Origin of the sequence: Actinomadura sp. NPDC049382 (genome assembly GCF_040677125.1) — a bacterium.
Taxonomy (GTDB): domain Bacteria; phylum Actinomycetota; class Actinomycetes; order Streptosporangiales; family Streptosporangiaceae; genus Spirillospora; species Spirillospora geliboluensis.
Window position 1 is genome coordinate 16,209 of the sequence record NZ_JBFARO010000043.1, and the last position, 18,189, is coordinate 34,397.

The 18,189-nt window shown below is 75.4% G+C and carries 11 protein-coding genes; 1 reads left to right on the plus strand and 10 read right to left on the minus strand.

All coding sequences use genetic code 11. The features are described 5' to 3' along the window. The 8 genes from AB0K34_RS24305 to AB0K34_RS24340 all read right to left on the minus strand — a co-directional run bounded on the left by AB0K34_RS24305 (window position 1) and on the right by AB0K34_RS24340 (window position 13,152). Window positions 1-429 (minus strand): acyl-CoA thioesterase, encoded by a 429-nt coding sequence (locus AB0K34_RS24305; RefSeq protein ID WP_364550991.1) that lies wholly within the window; start codon window positions 427-429, stop codon window positions 1-3. Next, entirely contained in the window at window positions 426-5,846 is a 5,421-nt protein-coding gene (locus AB0K34_RS24310; RefSeq protein WP_364550993.1) for an SDR family NAD(P)-dependent oxidoreductase, read from the minus strand. Before AB0K34_RS24310 ends, AB0K34_RS24305 begins: the two co-directional genes overlap by 4 nt. Beyond that, on the minus strand, window positions 5,843-6,883 hold the full coding sequence (locus AB0K34_RS24315) for an RnfABCDGE type electron transport complex subunit D (RefSeq protein WP_301176223.1): 1,041 nt from the start codon (window positions 6,881-6,883) through the stop codon (window positions 5,843-5,845). Before AB0K34_RS24315 ends, AB0K34_RS24310 begins: the two co-directional genes overlap by 4 nt. Then, entirely contained in the window at window positions 6,880-8,820 is a 1,941-nt protein-coding gene (locus AB0K34_RS24320; RefSeq protein ID WP_301176222.1) for a VCBS repeat-containing protein, read from the minus strand. The genes AB0K34_RS24315 and AB0K34_RS24320 overlap by 4 nt, the downstream gene beginning before the upstream one ends. Beyond that, complete coding sequence (locus tag AB0K34_RS24325) at window positions 8,817-9,797, minus strand: DUF1702 family protein (RefSeq protein WP_364550995.1); 981 nt, start codon at window positions 9,795-9,797, stop codon at window positions 8,817-8,819. Before AB0K34_RS24325 ends, AB0K34_RS24320 begins: the two co-directional genes overlap by 4 nt. A 335-nt stretch (window positions 9,798-10,132) precedes the next feature. Beyond that, entirely contained in the window at window positions 10,133-11,404 is a 1,272-nt protein-coding gene (locus tag AB0K34_RS24330; protein WP_364550997.1) for an AarF/UbiB family protein, read from the minus strand. Window position 11,405: 1 nt separating this feature from the next. Then, entirely contained in the window at window positions 11,406-12,335 is a 930-nt protein-coding gene (locus AB0K34_RS24335) for a hypothetical protein (RefSeq protein WP_364550999.1), read from the minus strand. Window positions 12,336-12,498: 163 nt separating this feature from the next. After that, entirely contained in the window at window positions 12,499-13,152 is a 654-nt protein-coding gene (locus AB0K34_RS24340) for a winged helix-turn-helix transcriptional regulator (protein ID WP_138635926.1), read from the minus strand. Between the two features lie 196 nt (window positions 13,153-13,348). On the opposite strand from AB0K34_RS24340, the gene AB0K34_RS24345 reads away from it, so the two are divergent. Then, window positions 13,349-14,491: a nucleotide disphospho-sugar-binding domain-containing protein gene (locus AB0K34_RS24345; RefSeq protein WP_364551001.1), complete on the plus strand. Its 1,143-nt coding sequence runs from the start codon at window positions 13,349-13,351 to the stop codon at window positions 14,489-14,491. On the opposite strand, the gene AB0K34_RS24350 is transcribed toward AB0K34_RS24345, so the two are convergent. Further along, on the minus strand, window positions 14,488-15,435 hold the full coding sequence (locus AB0K34_RS24350; RefSeq protein WP_364551003.1) for a hypothetical protein: 948 nt from the start codon (window positions 15,433-15,435) through the stop codon (window positions 14,488-14,490). The two genes, AB0K34_RS24345 and AB0K34_RS24350, sit on opposite strands and share 4 nt — an antisense overlap. Before the next feature lie 905 nt (window positions 15,436-16,340). Further along, the gene (locus AB0K34_RS24355) at window positions 16,341-18,113 is read right to left on the minus strand and encodes a hypothetical protein (RefSeq protein WP_364551005.1); all 1,773 of its coding nucleotides are present in this window, start codon (window positions 18,111-18,113) and stop codon (window positions 16,341-16,343) included. Window positions 18,114-18,189: the final 76 nt, after the last annotated feature.

Here is an 18,189-nt window from a genome sequence, read left to right on the forward strand (position 1 = left end):
CTATCGGGAAGCGTAGGGGCGTAGGGCTTCGGCGAATTCCTCTGGGACTTCGGTGGGATGCAGGCCGTCCGGGGTCCGGGTCATGCAGGCGATCGTCTGGCGGCCCCGGGCGGCGAGGAGGGCGGGGCCCGCGCCTGTGCGGTAGTAGCCGAACGCCATGGTGATGCGGTTGTCCTCGATTCCGGCGAGGCTCATCCGCACCGAGATGCGGTCGAGGGCGTGGAGTTCGGTGACGTAGTCGCAGGAGCAGGAGACGGTCACCAGGGCGAGGTCGTCGCGCAGGCGCTGCAGGACGCCGGGGGCCCGGTCGGCCAGGAACAGTTCGCGGCAGGCGCCCTGCCAGGTCAGGTGCGCGGTGAAGTAGACGTTGCCGACGACGTTGGTCTCGGCGAAGGTCACCCGGTGCTCGTATTCGTAATAGGGGTTCATCTCTCCGTCCGGGGTGCGGCGGCGATCGCCAACGGGGTGCGGTGGCCGGCGATGGTGAGCAGTGCGGAGACGACGGGGCGCCCGCCCGCCCGGAGGGTGACCCAGCCGTCCTCGTAGACCTCCTGGACGGTGACGTCGCCGGGCAGGCAGGCGCGCACGGCGCGGAGGCGGCGCAGGACGAGGTCGTCGGGTTCGTCGGTCAGTTTCGCGAGGTGGACGGCCTGGTCGGTCCACGGGACGTGCGGTCCGGCGCCGTCGTCCCGGACGATGGTGATGTCTTCAGCAGCGGGCATCAGGGCGGCCAGGTTGCGGCGCAGGTACGGCTCGACGAGGACCGGCGGGAGGCCGTCGGCGAAGCGGAGCGGGCCCACGTCGCGCAAGCGCAGGCCCGTCCAGCTCAGCACGGGACGCCCTGTCTCGTCGCGCAGGACGACGTCGTAGGTGTAGTCGGGGCCGTGGTGGGCGCGTTCCACCGCGTCCAGGGTGAGGGTGCCCTCGCCGGGGCCGTGCACGGCGAACCGGTCGCAGCCGATCGGGAGGAGGCGCCGGTGCGGCACGCACGCCTGCAGGACGTGGATCGACGCATCATTGCGGATGGTGTCGCCCAAGAGGTCGTCCTGGGGCGGGGAGGCCGACAACTCGGCGGTGCATCCGGTGGCGGCCAGCCGCGTGTAGCGGACGAGGCGCTGGAAGCGCGGGCCGTGGAAGAACAGCGATCCGTACAGGGCCCGGCCGTCGTGCGGTTCCGGTTCGGTGGCGACGGGTTCGACCTTGGGCGGGATGCCGGCCGGGACGACGGTCGCGGTGAAGTGGTCGGCCGCGAATCCGGTCTCGTCGGTGCGGAGCGCGACCCGGACGCCGCCGTCCTCCAGGGTGAGGGCGCAGATCCGCACGGTGCGGGAGCCTTCGTCCGGGACGACGATCGGGCGGTCGAAGTTCGCGTCGGCGACGGCGGTGTGCTCCTCGCCGGTGAGGACGGCGGCGGCCCGCGCCATCAGTTCCAGCGCGGCGACCGCGGGCAGGACGGCGAGGCCGTCGATGCGGTGGTCGTCCAGCCAGGGCCGGTTCGAGAGGTCCAGATCGGTCTCGGCGATCAGCTCGATGCCGGGCGTGTGGGTCCGCACCCGCCACGGGGCGCCGGACGGCGTGTCGAGCTGGGGCAGGCGGCCGGTCGCGAGGACGCTGGCGGGCGCCCGTTCCGACTCGGCTATCCGCGCGGCGAGCAGGACGCCGGACGCGGTGGGCAGCGGCACCACGCCGGTGCGTTCCAGGGCGGCGAGGACGTCGAGCCGCTCGCCCATGCCGGTGCCGCTCCAGGCCGTCCAGTCGATGTTGCGGACGCGGCAGCCGGGCAGTTCGTCCGCCAGCAGCCGGGCGTACTCCCGCAGCCGCCCGTTCGCGAGGGCGTAGTGGGCCTCCCCCGCCAGGCCGAACCGGCCGATCACCGAGCCGAAGGTGAGCAGCAGCCGCAGCCCGGCCGGGTCCAGGGCGGCCAGCAGCGCGCGCAGCCCGTGGTGCTTGGGCGCGGCGTGCGCGGCGAAGTCGGCGGGGCCGAGGTCGGTGAACCGGGCGGGACGGTTGACGCCGCTGGCGTGCACCACGCCGCGGACCGGGCCGAGGGCCTCGGTGAGCCTGCCGACGGCGGCCCGCAGCGCCGCCGGGTCGGTGACGTCGGCGGGCTCGTAGCGGACGGTCGCGCCGGCGGCCTCCAGACGGGCGAGGTTCGCCGCGAGTTCGGGGTCGTCGCCGGGGCGGGCGCGGCCGATCAGCGCCAGGCGAACGTTCCAGCGGCCGGACAGGTACGCCGCCGTCTCCAGCCCGATGCCGCGGCCGCCGCCCGTCACCAGCAGGACGTCGCCGGGGGCCAGGGGCGGGCCCGCATCGTCCAGCCGGACGGGGTGGTGGACGGGTTCGCCGATGCGCCCGTCCGGGGTCATGGCCAGTTCGGCGGCGCCGGTCCAGGAGGCGGTCACCGCCGCCGCGAGCACCGCGCGGGGGCTCGCCTCGGGGGCGGCGATCCGGCGCAGGTCGCGGTCGGGATGCTCGGCGGCCAGGGCGCCGAGGAGGCCGGCGGCGGTGTCGCCGTGGTCGACGATCGTCAGGGGTTCCGCCGCGTGCACGGCCTCGGCGGCGGCCGACAGCAGGTCGCCGATCACCTCGTCGCCGGGGTCGGCGGGCAGGAAGAACACCGTCTGGACGGACGGTCCGGAGCCGTGCACCAGCAGCGGCTCGACGAGCGCGCGCAGCGGCCCGGTGCCGCGGACGTGCCAGCCGCCGTCCCACCGCGTCCCCGGCAGGACGGCCGGGCGGGTGCCGGCGGCCAGCACGCGGTGCCATTCGGCGACGCCGGTGGGCGGTCCGCCGGGCGCGTCCGGGTCGGCGGCCTTCGGGAGCGCCTCGATCGCCGCCGCCAGCTCGGTGACGGTCATCCCCGCCAGCGGCGGCGGGGCGGCGGTCACCGCGCGGCCGCACCGCTCGGCGGCGAGCGAGGCGAGCTGGGTGACGCGCAGCGAGTTCAGGTGCAGGTCCTGGAGGAGGCCGTCGTCGTCTCCGATGGCGTCGGCGGGCAGTTCCAGCGCGGCGGAGACCAGATCGCGGACCACGGTCAGAGGGTCAGACGCGACCGCCTCGGCGGGCTCCGCGACGGGCTCGGGGACGGCGGCGGCCTTCGCCGGCGGGGCCGGAAGGTCGGGGGCCGTCTCGCACGGGCTCGACAGGAACACCGGTTCGCGGTCCAGGGCGAACGGGCGGTGGAAGCGGTCGGCGAACAGCGGCTTGAGGCCGCCCGCGGCGCCCGCGGCGAACAGCGCGGCGATGACCGCGGCGGCGGGCGCGGCGGACGCGGCGCCGACGTCGAGCGGGAGCGCAGGCACGCCGCCGGGGGCGGTCTGGGCGAGCGCGGTGAGCATGTGCCCGGGCCCGCACTCGACGATGAGGTCGCAGTCGGCGGCGAGGCCGTCGAGCGCCTCCCGGAACCGGACCGGCTCGGTGATCTGCCGCACCAGCAGGGCGCGCAGGTCGTCGCGGCCGGTGAGGACGGCCCCGGTGACGGTCGAGTGGACCCGCCGCCGGGGCGGCCCGACGGGGATGCCGCGCAGCACGTCCGCCAGCGGACCGGCCGCGGCGGCGACGGCGGCGGTGTGGAAGGCGTGGCTGACCTCCAGCCGCTGGGCCGTGACGCCCGCCGCGCCCGCCCGCCGCAGCAGCTCGGCGAGGTCGGCGCGCGAGCCCCCGACGACCTGCGCGGCGCCGTTGTCGGCGGCGATGGCGAGGCCGGTCCCGGCGATGAGGTCGCGGACCGCGTCCGGCGGCGCGGCGACGGTGACCATGCCGGTGCCGGACGTCCCGGTGCCGGCCATGATCCGGCCGCGCGCGGCGACCAGCTCGCGCGCCCGCTCCGGGGTCAGCGCGCCCGCCCAGCAGAGCGCGGTGATCTCGCCGAGGCTGTGCCCGGCGGCCGCGGCCGCGACGACGCCGAGCCGGTCGAGCAGCGCGAGCCCGGTGAGCGAGGCCCGCAGCACGGCGGGCTGCACCAGCGCCGTATCGGACCCACCGGACGCGGTGGGACGAGCAGGGGCGGTCGTCGCCAGGTCGGGCATGAGGAGGGCCAGCGCCCCGGCGTCCGGGTGGACGGGGGCGCCCTGGCCGGGGAAGAGCAGGCCGACCCGTGCCGCCGGTCCCGTGCCCAGGTAGACCCCGGGCGCGACTGGCGTCCCGGGACGTCCCGCCGCATCGGCGTGGCGTGCCGCCGCCCGGGCCCGGTCGGCGAGTTGCGCCGGGTCGCGGGCGACGATCGCCGCGCGGACCGGCGCGCCCGCGTGCGCGGAGTTCTCGGCGAGGGCGGCGGCCAGGTCGAGGTGCTCGGCCGCCGACATCCGGGCCGCGCGGGCGGCGACGCGCCGCAGGGTCGATGCGAGGTCGGCCGGGGTGTCGGCGGCGAAGGCGAACACCTCGGCGTCGGGGGCGCGCCGCGCGAGCCGCCGCTCCCGGACGGTCAGCTCCCGGGGTGCGCCGGCGACGGAATCGGCGGCCTCCAGCACCAGGTGGGTGTTGATGCCGCCGAAGCCCATGGCGCTGACGGCGGCGCGGACGGGGGCGTCCGGCCAGGGCGCGGCCTCGGCGAGCACCCGCAGCGGCGCGCCGGGCGCGCGGAGCAGTTCGTGCCGCTGCTCGCAGCCGACGGTCGGCGGCAGCACCCGGTGGTGCAGCGCGAGCGCCGCCTTGATCAGCCCGGCGGCCCCGGCGGCGGCCTTGGTGTGCCCGATGTTGGCCTTGACCGAGCCGAGCACGGCGGGCGGGCCGGTGCGCCCGGCGAGGAGTTCGGTGAGCGCGGCCAGTTCGGCGCGGTCGCCGACGGCGGTGCCGGTGCCGTGCCCCTCGAACAGGGTGACGGTCGCGGGGTCGATGCCGGCGCGGGCGTAGGCGCGGCGCATGGCCAGCAGCTGCCCGTCCCGTTCGGGGCGGGTGAGGCCGCCGCTCCCGTCGGAGGAGATCCCCCAGCCGCGGATCAGCGCGAGCGGCGTCCGGCCCGCGGCCGCGGCGTCGTCGGCGCGCATCAGCGCGACCATGCCGCAGCCCTCGCCCGGCAGGAACCCGGTCGGGTCGGCGTCGTAGACGCGCATCCGGTCGGTCGCGAGGGCGCCCAGCCGCGCGAACCCGACCAGCTCGAACGGGTCGAGGCTGAGGTCCACGCCGCCCGCGAGCGCGAAGTCCAGGTCGCCGTCGCACAGCGCCGTGCACGCCGCCGTCACGGCCAGCAGCGAGGACGAGCAGGCGCCGTCCACGGTGTAGCCGCCGCCGCGCAGGTCGAAGTGGTTGCACACCCGCCCGGCGATGGCGTTGGCGAGGCCGCCGACCAGGCTCTCGTCGGTCGGCTCGGGGAACGGCTCCTTGAAGCCGTGCTCCAGCCGGGCCAGCAGCTCCCCCACCGCGTCCGCGGGCAGCCCGGGGGTGGCGGCGAGCGCGTCCTGGACGGTCCGCCGGACGTAGGGCCACCGCATCCGCAGCAGCGCGGCGCGGCTGAACTCGCCGGTCAGCGTGTCGCCGAGGATGACCCCGGCGCGGTCGCCGTCCAGCCCGGAGGCATCGGGGAAGCCCGCGGACGCCAGCGTCTCGGCGGCCACCTCCAGCGCCAGCCAGTGGGTCGGGTCGGCGGCGCGGTAGGCGGCGCCGGGGACCCGGTGGCGGGCCCGGTCGAAGGACCAGTCCTCCAGGACCGCCGCGTGCCGGACGTAGGTGGAGTCGGGGCCGTCGCCCGCGTAGTCGGCCAGGTTCAGCCGCTCGGGCGGCAGCGGGCGGAACGCGCGCCGTCCGGCCACGACCATCTCCCACATGCGGGCGGGCCCGGCGGCGTCGGGGTACCGGCAGCCCGCCCCCACGATCGCGATGGCGGGCGCGGCGGGGCGCGCCGCGGTCATCGCGTCTCCTCGGCGGTCGTCAGCCGCACGGTCCCGGCCGCCGGAGCGGCGGGCTTCGCCCCGGCCGGACGGGCGGCGGGCTGCGACGCGGCGGGCCCGGATCCGGTGCCCGGCTCCCCCGTCCCGGACGCGGACCGGCGGTTCCGCAGCGACAGCGCCGCGAGCCCGATCGCACGGAGCCCGCACACCGCGACCAGCGCGAAGAACAGCCCGTAGACGACGTGGAAGGCGACCAGCACGCCGTACGCCCCGGCGGTGGCCAGCCCGAAGTAGATCTGCCCGCGCGGCCGGAACGGCGTCGTCCCCGGGTCGGTGATCATGTAGTTGGTGAACAGCACGAACGCGACGCCGGTCATCGCGAGCAGGGCGCTGGGCGTCGCGGTGCCCTCGATCCAGGTCCGCACCAGCGCCTGGAGCGCGAACCCGCCCACCCACGCCAGGATCAGCGGCATCTTCTTGGTGAGCATCGCGTTGAGCATCGTCCCCGAGGCCAGGATCAGCGCCGGGATCAGCCAGTCGACCGGGCCCGCGACCCACTCGGTGAACTGGTAGGGCGGCGCGATGCCGACCCACGGGAACAGCACGAGGACCACGGCGATGCCGAGGTTGGACGGGTTCATCACGTGCCGGACGCGCCCGCCGACCCGCACGCGGATCAGGTACTTGGACGTGATGCCGACCGTCACGGCCAGCACGACCGGCCACAGGCGGCTGTTGGGGTACAGCAGCATCGCGCAGGCGAGCGCCGTGATGTGCGCGGGCAGCAGGAACTCCGCCACCGACCTGGCGTTCGCGGCGAACTTGCGCGGACGCCCCGTCGCCCAGGCGTCCAGCGTCTCCAGGCCGATCTCCAGCACATAGGCCGCGGCGAGCGCGGCGAGCGGCGTCGCGTACGCCTGCTCGAAGCCGAGGACGGTGTGCCCGAGGATCGTGAACACCGTGATCGACAGCGCGAACCGGCGCAGCGCGATGACGCGCGGGTCCTTGGCGCGCCCGGCCGCCGGGGCGGCCGAGGGCGCGGTGGTGGCGGGGTTCACCGGGTCACCTCCTGAATCGTGCCGGCGGCGTCGAGCCGCAGGGTGTGCCAGCCGGGCGCCAGCCGGACCTCGCCGGTGTGCCGCGTGCCGCAGGCGTCGCGCCAGGTCAGCGTGGTGGATACGGCGGAGCTGCCGGGGGCCAGCCCGAACAGCAGCTCCGCCGCCGAATAGCCGCCGTGCCCGTTGGCGGGGTAGACCTGGCCGGTGCGCGTCCCCCGCGCGCCGTCGCCGAGCACGGCCGCGGCGCCGATCGCCGGCGTGGTCGGAGCGCCGGCGGCGGCCCGCCCGGCGGTCCTGCCCCCGGCGCAGCCGCCCGCGGGCTCCACCAGCCGCAGCCCGAGGTAGGGCGGGCGGCCGGTCCGGGTGTTGCGGTACAGGTAGGACTGGCCCCACTGGTTGGCGACGGCGAAGTCGAGCCGGCCGTCGTGGTCGATGTCGGCCAGGCCGATCGCACGTCCCACGCTGTCGTCGTTCAGCCCGAGCCGCTCGGCGACGTCGTGGTAGCGGCCGTCGGTCCCGCGCACGAAGAACGGGTCCTGGTCGCCGCCGGAGACGTCGTCCTCGCCGGGCTTGAAGTGCGGCCACGCGCCGGGGTTCGTCAGCAGGTCGTCGTTGGTCATGGCGAGTTCCTGCAGCTGGGGCCAGCGGTCCGTGCGGCCCTTGATGAACCCGGTCGCCTGGACGATCTCGGGGTCGCCGTCGCCGGCGAAGTCGCCGACCTTGACGTCCCAGCCCCAGCCCGACCGGGACAGGCCGAGCGGTTCGCTGTGGTCGTCGTAGGCCGCCTTGCCGCCGTTGAAGATCTTCTTGTCGCGGCTCATCCAGACGAAGTTGCTCTCCAGCAGCCCGTACGTCTCGGTGATGTTGGAGACGACGAGGTCGGGGACGCCGTCGCGGTTCAGGTCGGAGAAGGCCACCCCCATGCCCTTGAAGGAGTCCTTGCCGAGCACCTTCGACTTCGGGGTGGTCAGGTGCCGGACGCCCGTCTCGACGCGGAACCGCACGTGTCCGGGCGTGGAGCGGTTGCGCAGCAGCCGGTCGGGGCCGAAGTCGTTGGCGAGGTAGACCTCCGGGAGCCCGTCGCCGTCGAGGTCCTGCGTGCCGGTCGCCAGCGTCCAGCCGTGCGCGACGGGGCCGGAGAACGGGTCCGGCACGTCGGTGAACGAGGCGGACGGGCGGTCCCCGCCCTGCCCGGCGCGCCACAGCAGGACCCGGTTCGTGCCGCCGTTGTAGGCGGCCGACATCGACCGCTGCATGACCAGCTGCGACTGGCGCGCGCCCGTGTCCAGCACGCGTGCGCCGTCCGGGAAGTAGTTGCCCACGATCACGTCGTCGTGGCCGTCGCCGTCCACGTCCGCGACCGACACCGCGTCGGTGCTCCACACCTGGCGGGGCGAGACGAGCTCCTGCGGGCGGAAGGCGGCGGGGTCGCCGAGCGCGGCCGGGGTGCGCAGGAACAGCACGGGCGAGCGGCCCCAGTAGGAGACCATCACGTCGGTGCGGCCGTCCTCGTTGAAGTCGCCGGGGGTGCAGACGGTCGGCGCCATCGTCGCGTCGAAGGGCAGCCCGGTGGGGACGAGCGTCCGCGGCGCCATCCGCGCCCCGGTGCCGGGAGCGGGGAGCAGCCGCACCGAGTCGTCGCGGGGGTCGACCAGGCAGACGTCGTCGGGACGTCCGTTGCCGTCGATGTCGGCGACCGCCACGGCGGCGCCGACGGCGGAGATCCAGTGCCGGATGTGCCGGTAGGCGGGGGCGACCGCGCGGACCTGGCGCGGCATCTCGGTGCCGTTCAGCGCGGCCCGGTCGAAGGCGAACGGCTGCGCCAGCCGCGCCTTCTCGGTGCCGGAGGCGCCGGGGAGGCCCGCGAGCTGCCAGGCCGCCAGGATCAGGGCGAGGGAGCAGATCTGCACCAGCCGGGAGCGCAGCAGGGAGATCACGCGACCACCCCGCCGCTGCGGTCGCGGGCGGCCCATTCGGCGCGGACCCCGGCGCGCCAGTGCTGGTAGGCGGCGATGCCGTCGCCGTACCGGGCGGCCTGGACGAGGCGGGCGTCGGTCCAGCCCGCGGCCTCGCCGGAGCCGGTGCCGCACAGCACGGCCACGGCGGCCTCGCTGCGTTCGGGGACGCGGCCCGACAGCAGGTGCGCCTTGGCGGCGAACGCCGCGCCCTGCGCGAGGTGGGCGCGGTGCTCCGCGGCGGCCTCCCCGAGGACCGCCAGCTCATCGGGGGTGCGGACGCCGGTGTAGGCGGCGGCGAGGCCGACGCCCGCCCACAGGTCGGGGCGCCGCTCGGCGGGGAAGCCCGCGACGGTGCGCGCGACGCGCTCGGGGTCGGCGCCCGCGTGGAACCACAGGGCGCGGCCGGCGCCCTGGTCGCGGACGGGCCGGGCGGCGCCGCGCGCGGCCCGCTCGATCCACTTCTCGCCGAACACCCGGCCGGGGTGGAAGTACGCCTGGTGGAAGCCCCAGCCGTCCCAGGCCAGCCAGCGCTGCGGCGCGGGCGCGCCGCCGATCCCGCGCCAGGGCCGTACGCGCAGCCGGGCGAACGCCCAGCCCGCGCCGACGGTGATCAGGTGGAAGTAGCGGCGGCCCGGCCCGGCGAGCAGCCCGGCCAGCCGCCGGCCGCCGGTCAGGGTCACGAGGTCGAGGAGCGTGCGGCTCATGGCCGCGCCCTCGTAGGCGAAACCGCGCATGGGGTGCGGGACGTCCGCGAGGTCGAGCGGGCCGGAGCGCCGGGCGAGGGCGGCGTTGTAGCCGGCGGCGAAGGAGTCGACCACGTCCTGCAGGCCCGCGCCGTCCATCGGCCGGAATGGAATGTGCCCCATCTTTTCGAGCGCGATGGAATCTCCGTCGAGTGCCAGCAATCGCTGGTATACGGGATGGGACGGCGGCCTTTTCGCATAATTCACGCGCACTCCCTGAATGAAGGTCAGTGCCGAAACTAAGCTCCTCGACTCTGGCAGTCAAGGTTAGATACTTTTTACCTTCCAGTTATTGACACGATGATCATTTTTCTCGGCGGAGAAGGCCGGGCAGGTCGCAGCGAACGGCGGCGTACGCTGGCCGAACACACGTTCCCCGGGGCCGGGCGACACGGATTCGCCCTCCCCTCGGCCGAAGCGGCACCCGGCACCGGACATCCGGAAAAAGCACATCCGGCCGGCACGCCAACGCGCCGTCCAGTTACGTCATCAAGTTTTCAACGGCCGTTCCGACAACTGTCGAACACAGCCGGACGGCACGCCGGAGGTCAGCGAATTAATCCCTCCCATGCATAGGGAGCGGCCTCCAATTGGAAATCGAGCCCGGGATGGTTCGCCTGGACGGTTCCCTCCAGCGAGAGCAGGCTCAGCATCGGAAGGGCGAACTCCGGTTCGGCGTGCAGCCGGCAGTCGCGCTGCAGCGCGAAGAGCTCGTAGCAGAACGCCGACAGGCGGAACTCCCCGGCCGGCGCGCCGGCGTTGCGCGCCACCAGCGCCGCGACCCGCGACCGGAACCCGGCCAGGTCGGCGTCCGGGGCGGCGCCGCGCACCGTCGACAGCAGGATCGCCGCGCAGCCCTCTCCGTCGCCCCTGGCCATGGCGGCGAAGAAGTCGGTGAGGTCGCGCCGGGCCGCGTCGCTCATCCGGAAGACGAGCCCCGCGTCCAGCAGCACCACGGACCCGTCCGCCCTGAAGTAGACGTTGCCGTGGTGCAGGTCGATGTGGACCAGCCCCTCGACGAACAGCAGCCGGTACACCGCCCGCACGAGCGCGGTGGTCTGCGCCCGCCGGGTCTCGGCGGGCAGCGCGGCCGCCGCGGCGCGGTCCAGCCCCGGCACGTACTCCATGGTGATGACGCCGCCGCCGCACAGCTCGGCGACCGGTTCCGGCACCAGGACGCCCGGCGTCCCGTCCAGGGCATTGCGCAGCCGCCGCAGGTTCGCCGCCTCGGCCTCGAAGTCGACCTGGGCGAGCAGCAGCGCGCCCAGCTGCCCGACCATCTCCACCAGCGGCAGCCTGCGCAGCGCGGGCAGCCGGACGGCGGCGCGCGCCAGCCGGTCCAGGATCGCCAGGTCGCCGGCGACGGCCTCCCGCACCCCGGGCCTGCGGACCTTCACCGCCAGCACCCGGCCGTCCAGCTCCGCGCGGTAGACCGCGGCGATCGAACCGCCCGCCACCGGCGGCCGGGCGAGCGCCTCGGCCAGCGGGCCGGGCAGCGCGCCGAGCCCCGCCCGCGCCTCCGCCAGCACGGCGGCGGCCGGCGCGGGCTCGATGTCGTCGTGCAGCCGGCCGAGCGCCGCCGCCAGCCGCGTCCCGACCAGGTCGGTGCGGGTGCCGAGGAGCTGGCCCGCCTTGACGAACGTGCCGCCGAGCCGCTCCAGCAGCCGGGCGACCTCGGCCGCCGACCGGTCGGCGCGGGCACCGCCGCGGTGGCGCGCGCCGATGACCGCCAGCCGGACCAGCGCCGGCGCGCCGAGGGCGACGATGCGTACGAAACGGGCGGCCGGTCGCCGGACTGCCGGCCCCCCGCCGCGGCCCACCTCAGCCCGCCCGTGCGGGAAGGAGCCGCCGCAGCGCGTGCCGGAGCGGCTCGGGCCCGCCGTCGAACGCCTCCGGCGGCACCGGCACCGGGCCGCCGTCCCGGCGGTACTCGGTGGTGGCGCCGGTGTCGCCGCGGTGCGCGCGGATGCGCACCGGCAGGCCGGCGTCCGGACCGGGCCCGCCCGGCTCGACGATCTCCCAGCGGCGCTCGGTGGCGCCGCGCCGGTCGACCTCGCGCGCCACGACCCGGCCGGTCGCGGGGTCGGTCGCCTCGGTGACCCGCAGCCCCGGCGTCGTGGCCGGGCCCAGGTAGGAGCGGGTCTCCGCGGACCGCCACCGGCTCCAGGGCAGTTCGGCCCGGCGGTCCTGCGGAGACGCGCCGAGCCCCGGATAGCGCCAGGTCATGATGTCGAGGTAGCCGACCTCGGCGAGCGGCAGGCAGCCGAACAGCTGCCGCTCCGCGATCCGCACCGAGCGCGGCATCGTCGCCGAGCGCGTCCAGACCTCGCAGGTGCCGCGGGCGGCGTCCTCCGCGATCCACAGGTAGGTGCCGGCCAGCGGACCGGGCGCGGTCACCACCAGGCAGGTGCGGGCGGTCCCGGCGCCGAGCCGGCGGGCGATCAGGTACCGCACCGGCCGGTGCCCGGACTCCGCCTCGACCGCGAACGCGAAGCTGGTGAGCCCGTCGGCCGCCAGGTTGGCGGGCTGCGGGGCCGGCGCTTCGAGGCCGGACGGTGTGCGGCCGGACGGTGCGAGGCCGGACGGTTCGGGGCCGCCGGCGCCGGGTTCGGCCGGGTCGGGTTCGGGGGGAACCGGTTCGGGTGAGCGGCGCTTCCCGGATCCCGCCGACCGGGCGGATCCTCGTGGCGCTGCCCCAGGCCGCCGGGTCCTGGGCGGTGGTCCGGCAGAGAACGTCTCGGCAGAGAACATGTGATCTACCTGTCTGGTGCCCGTTGCCTGTCCGTCAGCAGATCACTTCAGGATTCTATAGTCAAGACTCGTGTCATGACCGGCCCGCACGCCTTGACAGGGGGCGGCGGCGGGGGGCGGTCCGGATCCGGTCACGCCCGGCCGGACCGCGGCGGGCGGACGGTCAGCCGACCAGGCCGAGGAGCCGCGAGCAGCGCAGCACGACCTCGTCGTCGCCCTCCATGGACAGCCGCCGGGTGAGCGTCGCCTCCAGCGGGCTGAGCCGGCCGGCGCCGATCTCCACGAACGTGAGCGCGTCGGTCGTGACCACGAGGGCCGGGTCGGTCTCGCACTTGCCGTGCCGGACCGAGACGGCGCCGTCCTCGACGACGGTGTGGAAGACCTCGTCGTCGATGCGGAACTCGTACTGCTCGTCGGGGCCCGCCATGGCCGGGTCGATCATGGCCTCGACCGCGAGGGCGGCCCAGCGCGGGCGCACCACGTCCTCGGCCGCGGGCGCCTGGAGCAGCCCGAGGCCCCAGCGCGCGAGGGCGAGCACCGTCTCGCGCAGCCCCTCGCCCTGCTCGGTGAGCTCGTACACGCGCACCTTGGAGCCGGGCCGCGTGCACTGCCGGACCAGTCCGGTGTCGGTGAGGAAGCGCAGCCGGTCGGCGAGCAGGTTGGTGCCGATGCCGGGAAGGTTGTGCTGGAGTTCGTTGTAGCGGCAGGGGCCCACCAGCAGCTCACGGACGATCAGCAGCGTCCACCGCTCGCCGATCACGTCCAGCGCCCCCGCCAGCCCGCAGTACTGACCGTAGTTGCGACGCTGCTGGTTCATCTCGGACCACCTTCCGCCATCACTTCACAAGTGTATTCCGAATCGACCTCCGATCGCACCCGGATCGACCCGGCGCCGGACGCCGGGTCGGCATCATCGCGGCAGGCGGAGGAGCCGCCGACCGATTGATCCGAGCCCACTCGATTGCTAAAGTTCCGTATAGTAGTGTACCGGGAACTCCGAACCAGGGGCTGACATGCGCGTACTCTTCCCGACGGCCCCCGCGATCGGCCACACGTTCCCGATGGTGCCGCTGGCCTGGGCCTTCCGCGCCGCCGGCCACGAGGCCGTCTTCGTCACCGGGGGTGACGGCCTGACGGTCGCCCGCGCCGGGCTGCCGGTCGTGGACGCGCTGCCGGGCCGCTCCACCACCGAGATGCTGAGCGGGTTCGCCCGCGACGTCCCGGCCCTGTTCGCCCCGCTGTCCGGCACGACGCTGCCGGAGATGCACGCCGAGATGGACCAGCGCAAACCGCACATCATCGGCGCCTGGGACCTGCTGGTGGACGCGTACGTCGCGGCGGCCGAGCGGGTCCGTCCCGACCTCGTCGTGCACGACCCCATCCTCGGCGTGGGCCCGCTCATCGCGGCCAAGGCCGGAGTGCCCGCGGTGGGCCACGGCATCGGGCTGTCGCGCTTCGGGCCGGAGCTGCTGCACGAGCCCCCGGCGGCCCGCGCGTTCCAGCGCCACGGGGTGCGGCCTCCCGACGGCGTCCGCACCCTCGACATCGCGCCGCCGAGCCTGGCGGAGGGGCCGCCGTCGCCGCTGGCGATGCGGTACGTCCCCTACAACGGCGCCACCGTCCTGCCGGACTGGCTGGCGGAGCCGCCGAGCCGCCCGCGGATCGCGGTCACCATCGGCTCGATGGTGCCGCGCGTCGGGGGCCTGGGCCCCGTGGAGCGCCTGCTCGCCGCCGCGCCCGGCGTGGACGCGGAGTTCGTCGTGGCCCTCGGAGATACGGACCCGGAGCAGGCCGGCCGCCTCCCCGAGCCGGACGAGGTCCCCCCGAACGTGCGGACGGCCGCCTGGGTGCCGCTCGACGCGCTGCTGCCCACCTGCACAGCCGCGATCCACCACGGCGGCGCGGGAACCCTCATGACCTGCTGCACGCTGGGCGTCCCGCAACTGGTGCTGCCCCTCAGCCCGGACCGCCACCTGGAGGCGGAGATGCTGCGCGCCCGCGGCGCCTGCCACATCACCTCCCCCGACGGCCTGGACGCCGACGCCGTCAAGCGCCTGCTCGCCGACGACCAGGCCCGCACGGCCGCCGCCGAACTGCGCGCCGAGATCGCCGCGCTGCCCACTCCGTCCGCCATCGTCGCCGGCCTGACCGGCTAGGGCCGCAGCGGGCCGCTGACCGGGACGATCGTGCCCTGCGGGAGCCAGCGACCGCTGAACCCGTGCGCGTGCAGGCCGAGGCTGCCCGGCACCCCCATCGGGGACGCCGCGTACAGGCGCACGGGCGCCGCGGCCGTCCCGCGCGACCAGCCCGCGAACCCGGCGGCCGTCGCGGGCTCGCCGGGGAACGCCTCGTGCAGCCGGGCGGCGTACCGCACGGCCTCCGCCCCGGCAGGATCGAACCGCAGCGGGACGAGCTGCCCGGCGGGCGGGTCGAGCAGCTCCGCGTCCAGCAGCCAGGGCGCCAGGTACACGCCCGAGGCCGGGACCGCGCCCGAACCGACCCGGCGGACCAGGCCCGCCGCCCCGCTCCAGCCCGCCACCACCACCCGGGGCACCCGCGCGGACTCGTCCGCCGTCACCCCCAGCCCGAGCCGCGCCGCCGCCGCCCGCACCTCGGCCTCCGCACGGACACCGCGCGGCGACCCGTCCGCGGTGACGGCGACCGCACGCGCACCGCGCCGGGCGATGAACCCGGTCAGCGCCCGCAGCGCGGCGGCATCCGCACTGGTCAACTCATCGGCCGGGCAGGCCCGCACAGGCTCACGCACGTCGCCGAGCACCCGTCCGAGCGCCCACGCGGCGCACTCGGCCCCGTCGCCCCCACGCAGATCGACCGACGCACCGTCCACCCCGGTATCGAACCGGACGGCCGCGCGAGCGTCCCCCACATCAACGACCAGCCGACCGCGCCCCGCAGGCAGCCGCACCACGGCCCAGCTCCCGGTGGCCGCCGACCGGCTCACCGCCCGAACAGACCGACTCCCCACCCGCACCTCGGCCCGCTCGGCACCGACATGCACCAGATTCCATCCCGGACGCGCCGGAACGACGAGCACCGGCACCGCCCGCCCGTCCCGCGCCACCTGGGCCAGCAGCGGCACCCCCGGCTCCGGCCCCAGGCCAGGCGGCGGAAGCACCGCAAGCGGCAACCCCACAACGACCCCCAGCACCGCGCCACCACTCGCACGACGCCACAGCACAACACCCGCGACCGCCACCGCCGCACCACCCGCCACCACCCACACGGCATTGCCCCGCACCACCTGACCGAGCCCATCGGCCACCAGGAGCCCACTCGAAGCCAGCAGAAGAGGCGCGAACCGCCGCAGCATCCCCCACCGCGAACCCGGCGGCGCAACCATCAGTTGCCCAGTAGCCCCCAGCCACCCGGCAGCGGCCAGAACATGCCCGACCACCGCAACGCTCCACGCACCACCACGCGCCGCCTCAAGGACGGCCAGCAGGCAAGGCACCGCAGCCACCCCCAACCACGGCCGCGCCGGCACCGCGGGCAACGCGAACGTGACCAGCGCCGCCCCAACCGCCACAAGCGGAAGCGCCCCCTGATGAACGGCAGCGAGCTGCGCAACCCCAGCCGTCAGAGCAGCCCCGTAAAGCAACCGCCGAGCGCCCCGCGTCACCTCACCGACCACCGGCCGCAGCACCGCAAACCCCACCGCGAACGCCCCACTGGCAACCACCAACGCCCGCAAGACAGAAACGACACCCGACGACGCGTCCCCAACCGGAAGATGCCCGTCATGAGGCCCGTCCGCCCAAGCCACCCCATCCCCAAAACCCCCACCAACCACGACGCCACCCACCACCAACCACCGCAACCAGCCCCCCGCTTGCCAGCCCGCGGATATCGCACAAGCCAGGGCCGCGCGAAGCCTCATCGAGGAACACCGCCACCGCGAGACGGTGGCCGTTGCTGGAGGGGGTGGTGGGGTTGGTGCCTGGGGCTTTGGCGAGGGGTGGGGTGGCGGGGGTTCCTCGGGCATGTTCAGCGGAGGTCTTGGTCGGCGACGGTGAAGAGGACGCCGTGGGGGCGGGCGGGGCCTTGGGCGCCATGGGGCCAGGTGGGGCGGTCGAACTCCAGGCACGGGGCGCCGGTCGTCTCGTCGCGGAAGGCGGTGTCCAGGGCGAGTTCGCCGCGCGGGTCCACGTTGACCATGCAGACCTTGTGGTCGCCGTCCAGGTGGGACGTGAAGAGCATGTAGTTCGCCACGGCGATGCGGCTGATCTGGTCGGTTTCGCGGTAGAGGCCGTTGGGCGCGGCGCGGAAGTTGTCCATGGCCGCCCAGTGCGGGCCGCCCGTGCTGGGGTCGTTGAGTTCGAGGGCGCTCACCAGGGCCGGGCAGTCGCGTTCGGTGCCGCCGGCGGCGACCTCGGCGAGGGTGTCGATCCTGCACTTGGCCTTGGGGCCGGCGGCCAGCAGGCGGCGGATGTCCAGGGTGTAGATCATCCCGGCCTGCTGGTGGGCGGGCGGTGAGCCGGCGAGGCCGCCGGTCAGGACGACGTGGTAGAGGAAGCGGTCGTCGGGGCTGACCTGCAGCCAGCCGCCGCCGTCGAGCGCGGAGGTCGGGGTGTCGGTGGGGAAGAGGCGCTTGAAGGCGGTGTAGTCGTCGAAGACCTCGCGCCACTGCGGGTGGGGGACGGTGATGTCGGGGGCGTAGTAGACGGTGCCGCCTGGCATGCTGGACGCGAACGCGCCGCGGTGGCCGCGCCGGTGGGTGACGGTGGTCTCCATGATGCCGCGCGGCTCCTCGCCGAACGGGGTGGCCTCCTGGCGCGGGCCGTCCGGCATGCGGGAGACCGAGCGCAGCCGCGGGCGGTCGCGGTCGGCGATGTCGAAGACGCGGACGGTGTCGCGGTTGCCGTTGGGCGCGCCGCCCTCGATCTCGGGGTTGATCAGCAGCCGGGGCTCGGCGAAGTCGCTGGCGACGGCGACGCCGAGGTCCTCACGGACGCCGAGGCCGTGCGGGTTGGCGCAGGTCGGGACGGCGATGGGCGGCAGGCTGGGGCAGTGCTCGGCGCCCTCGGAGCGTCCGGTGGCGGCGGGGGCCTCGGTGAGCACGCGGCCGTCGCGGTCGAGCCGGACGATCTCGCCCGGGGTGCCGGCGAAGCCGTTGCCGAGCCGGGTCTCGCCGTGGGTGTAGGTGCAGGGGCCGGCGATGTTCGGGCCGCCCATGAACGTGGCGTACGCGGTGCCGTCGGCGAGCGTGGTCACGGCGTCGGGGGCCGAGCCGCAGGGGGTGTCCTCGGGGAGGGTGATGCCGGTCAGTTTGATCATCGGTAGCCGGCTGACGTCGAAGACGTACACGGTGTCGGAGAAGATGCCCCCGGCGTACACCCGGTCGCCCTTGCGCCAGGTGTACTGCATGTGGTGCGGCTCGTTGCCGGTCTTGCCGCCGATGGTGACGGTGTTGACGACCTTGCCGTAGTCGGGGGTGCCGCGGGTGGCGTCGACGACGGCGAGGAAGTCGGGGTCGGGGGTGCCGCTGTCACCAGGCCCGGAGTCGCCGGCCCAGACGAGCAGCCATTCCTTGCGGCGCCCGTCCGGTGCGGGGCTGCGGGCGGCGTCGGTGAGGTGGTTGGTGGCCGAGTAGGACGCGCCGTCCGAGCCGGTGACGCGGGAGCGGACGGTGACGACGCCCGCGGCGGCGCCGGCCGCGGTGGTGGCGGCGACCGCGCCCCCGCCCGCCAGCGCGCAGCAGGCGGTGGCCAGGACGGCGGTTCTTCCACGGAGGCGGGCGTGCGGCCTGGAACCAGTCATCGGCTCTCTCCTGCGGGCGCGTGGCACGGCCGCCGATACGGCCGCGGATCCGTACGTTACTAATCCTTTTTAAAGA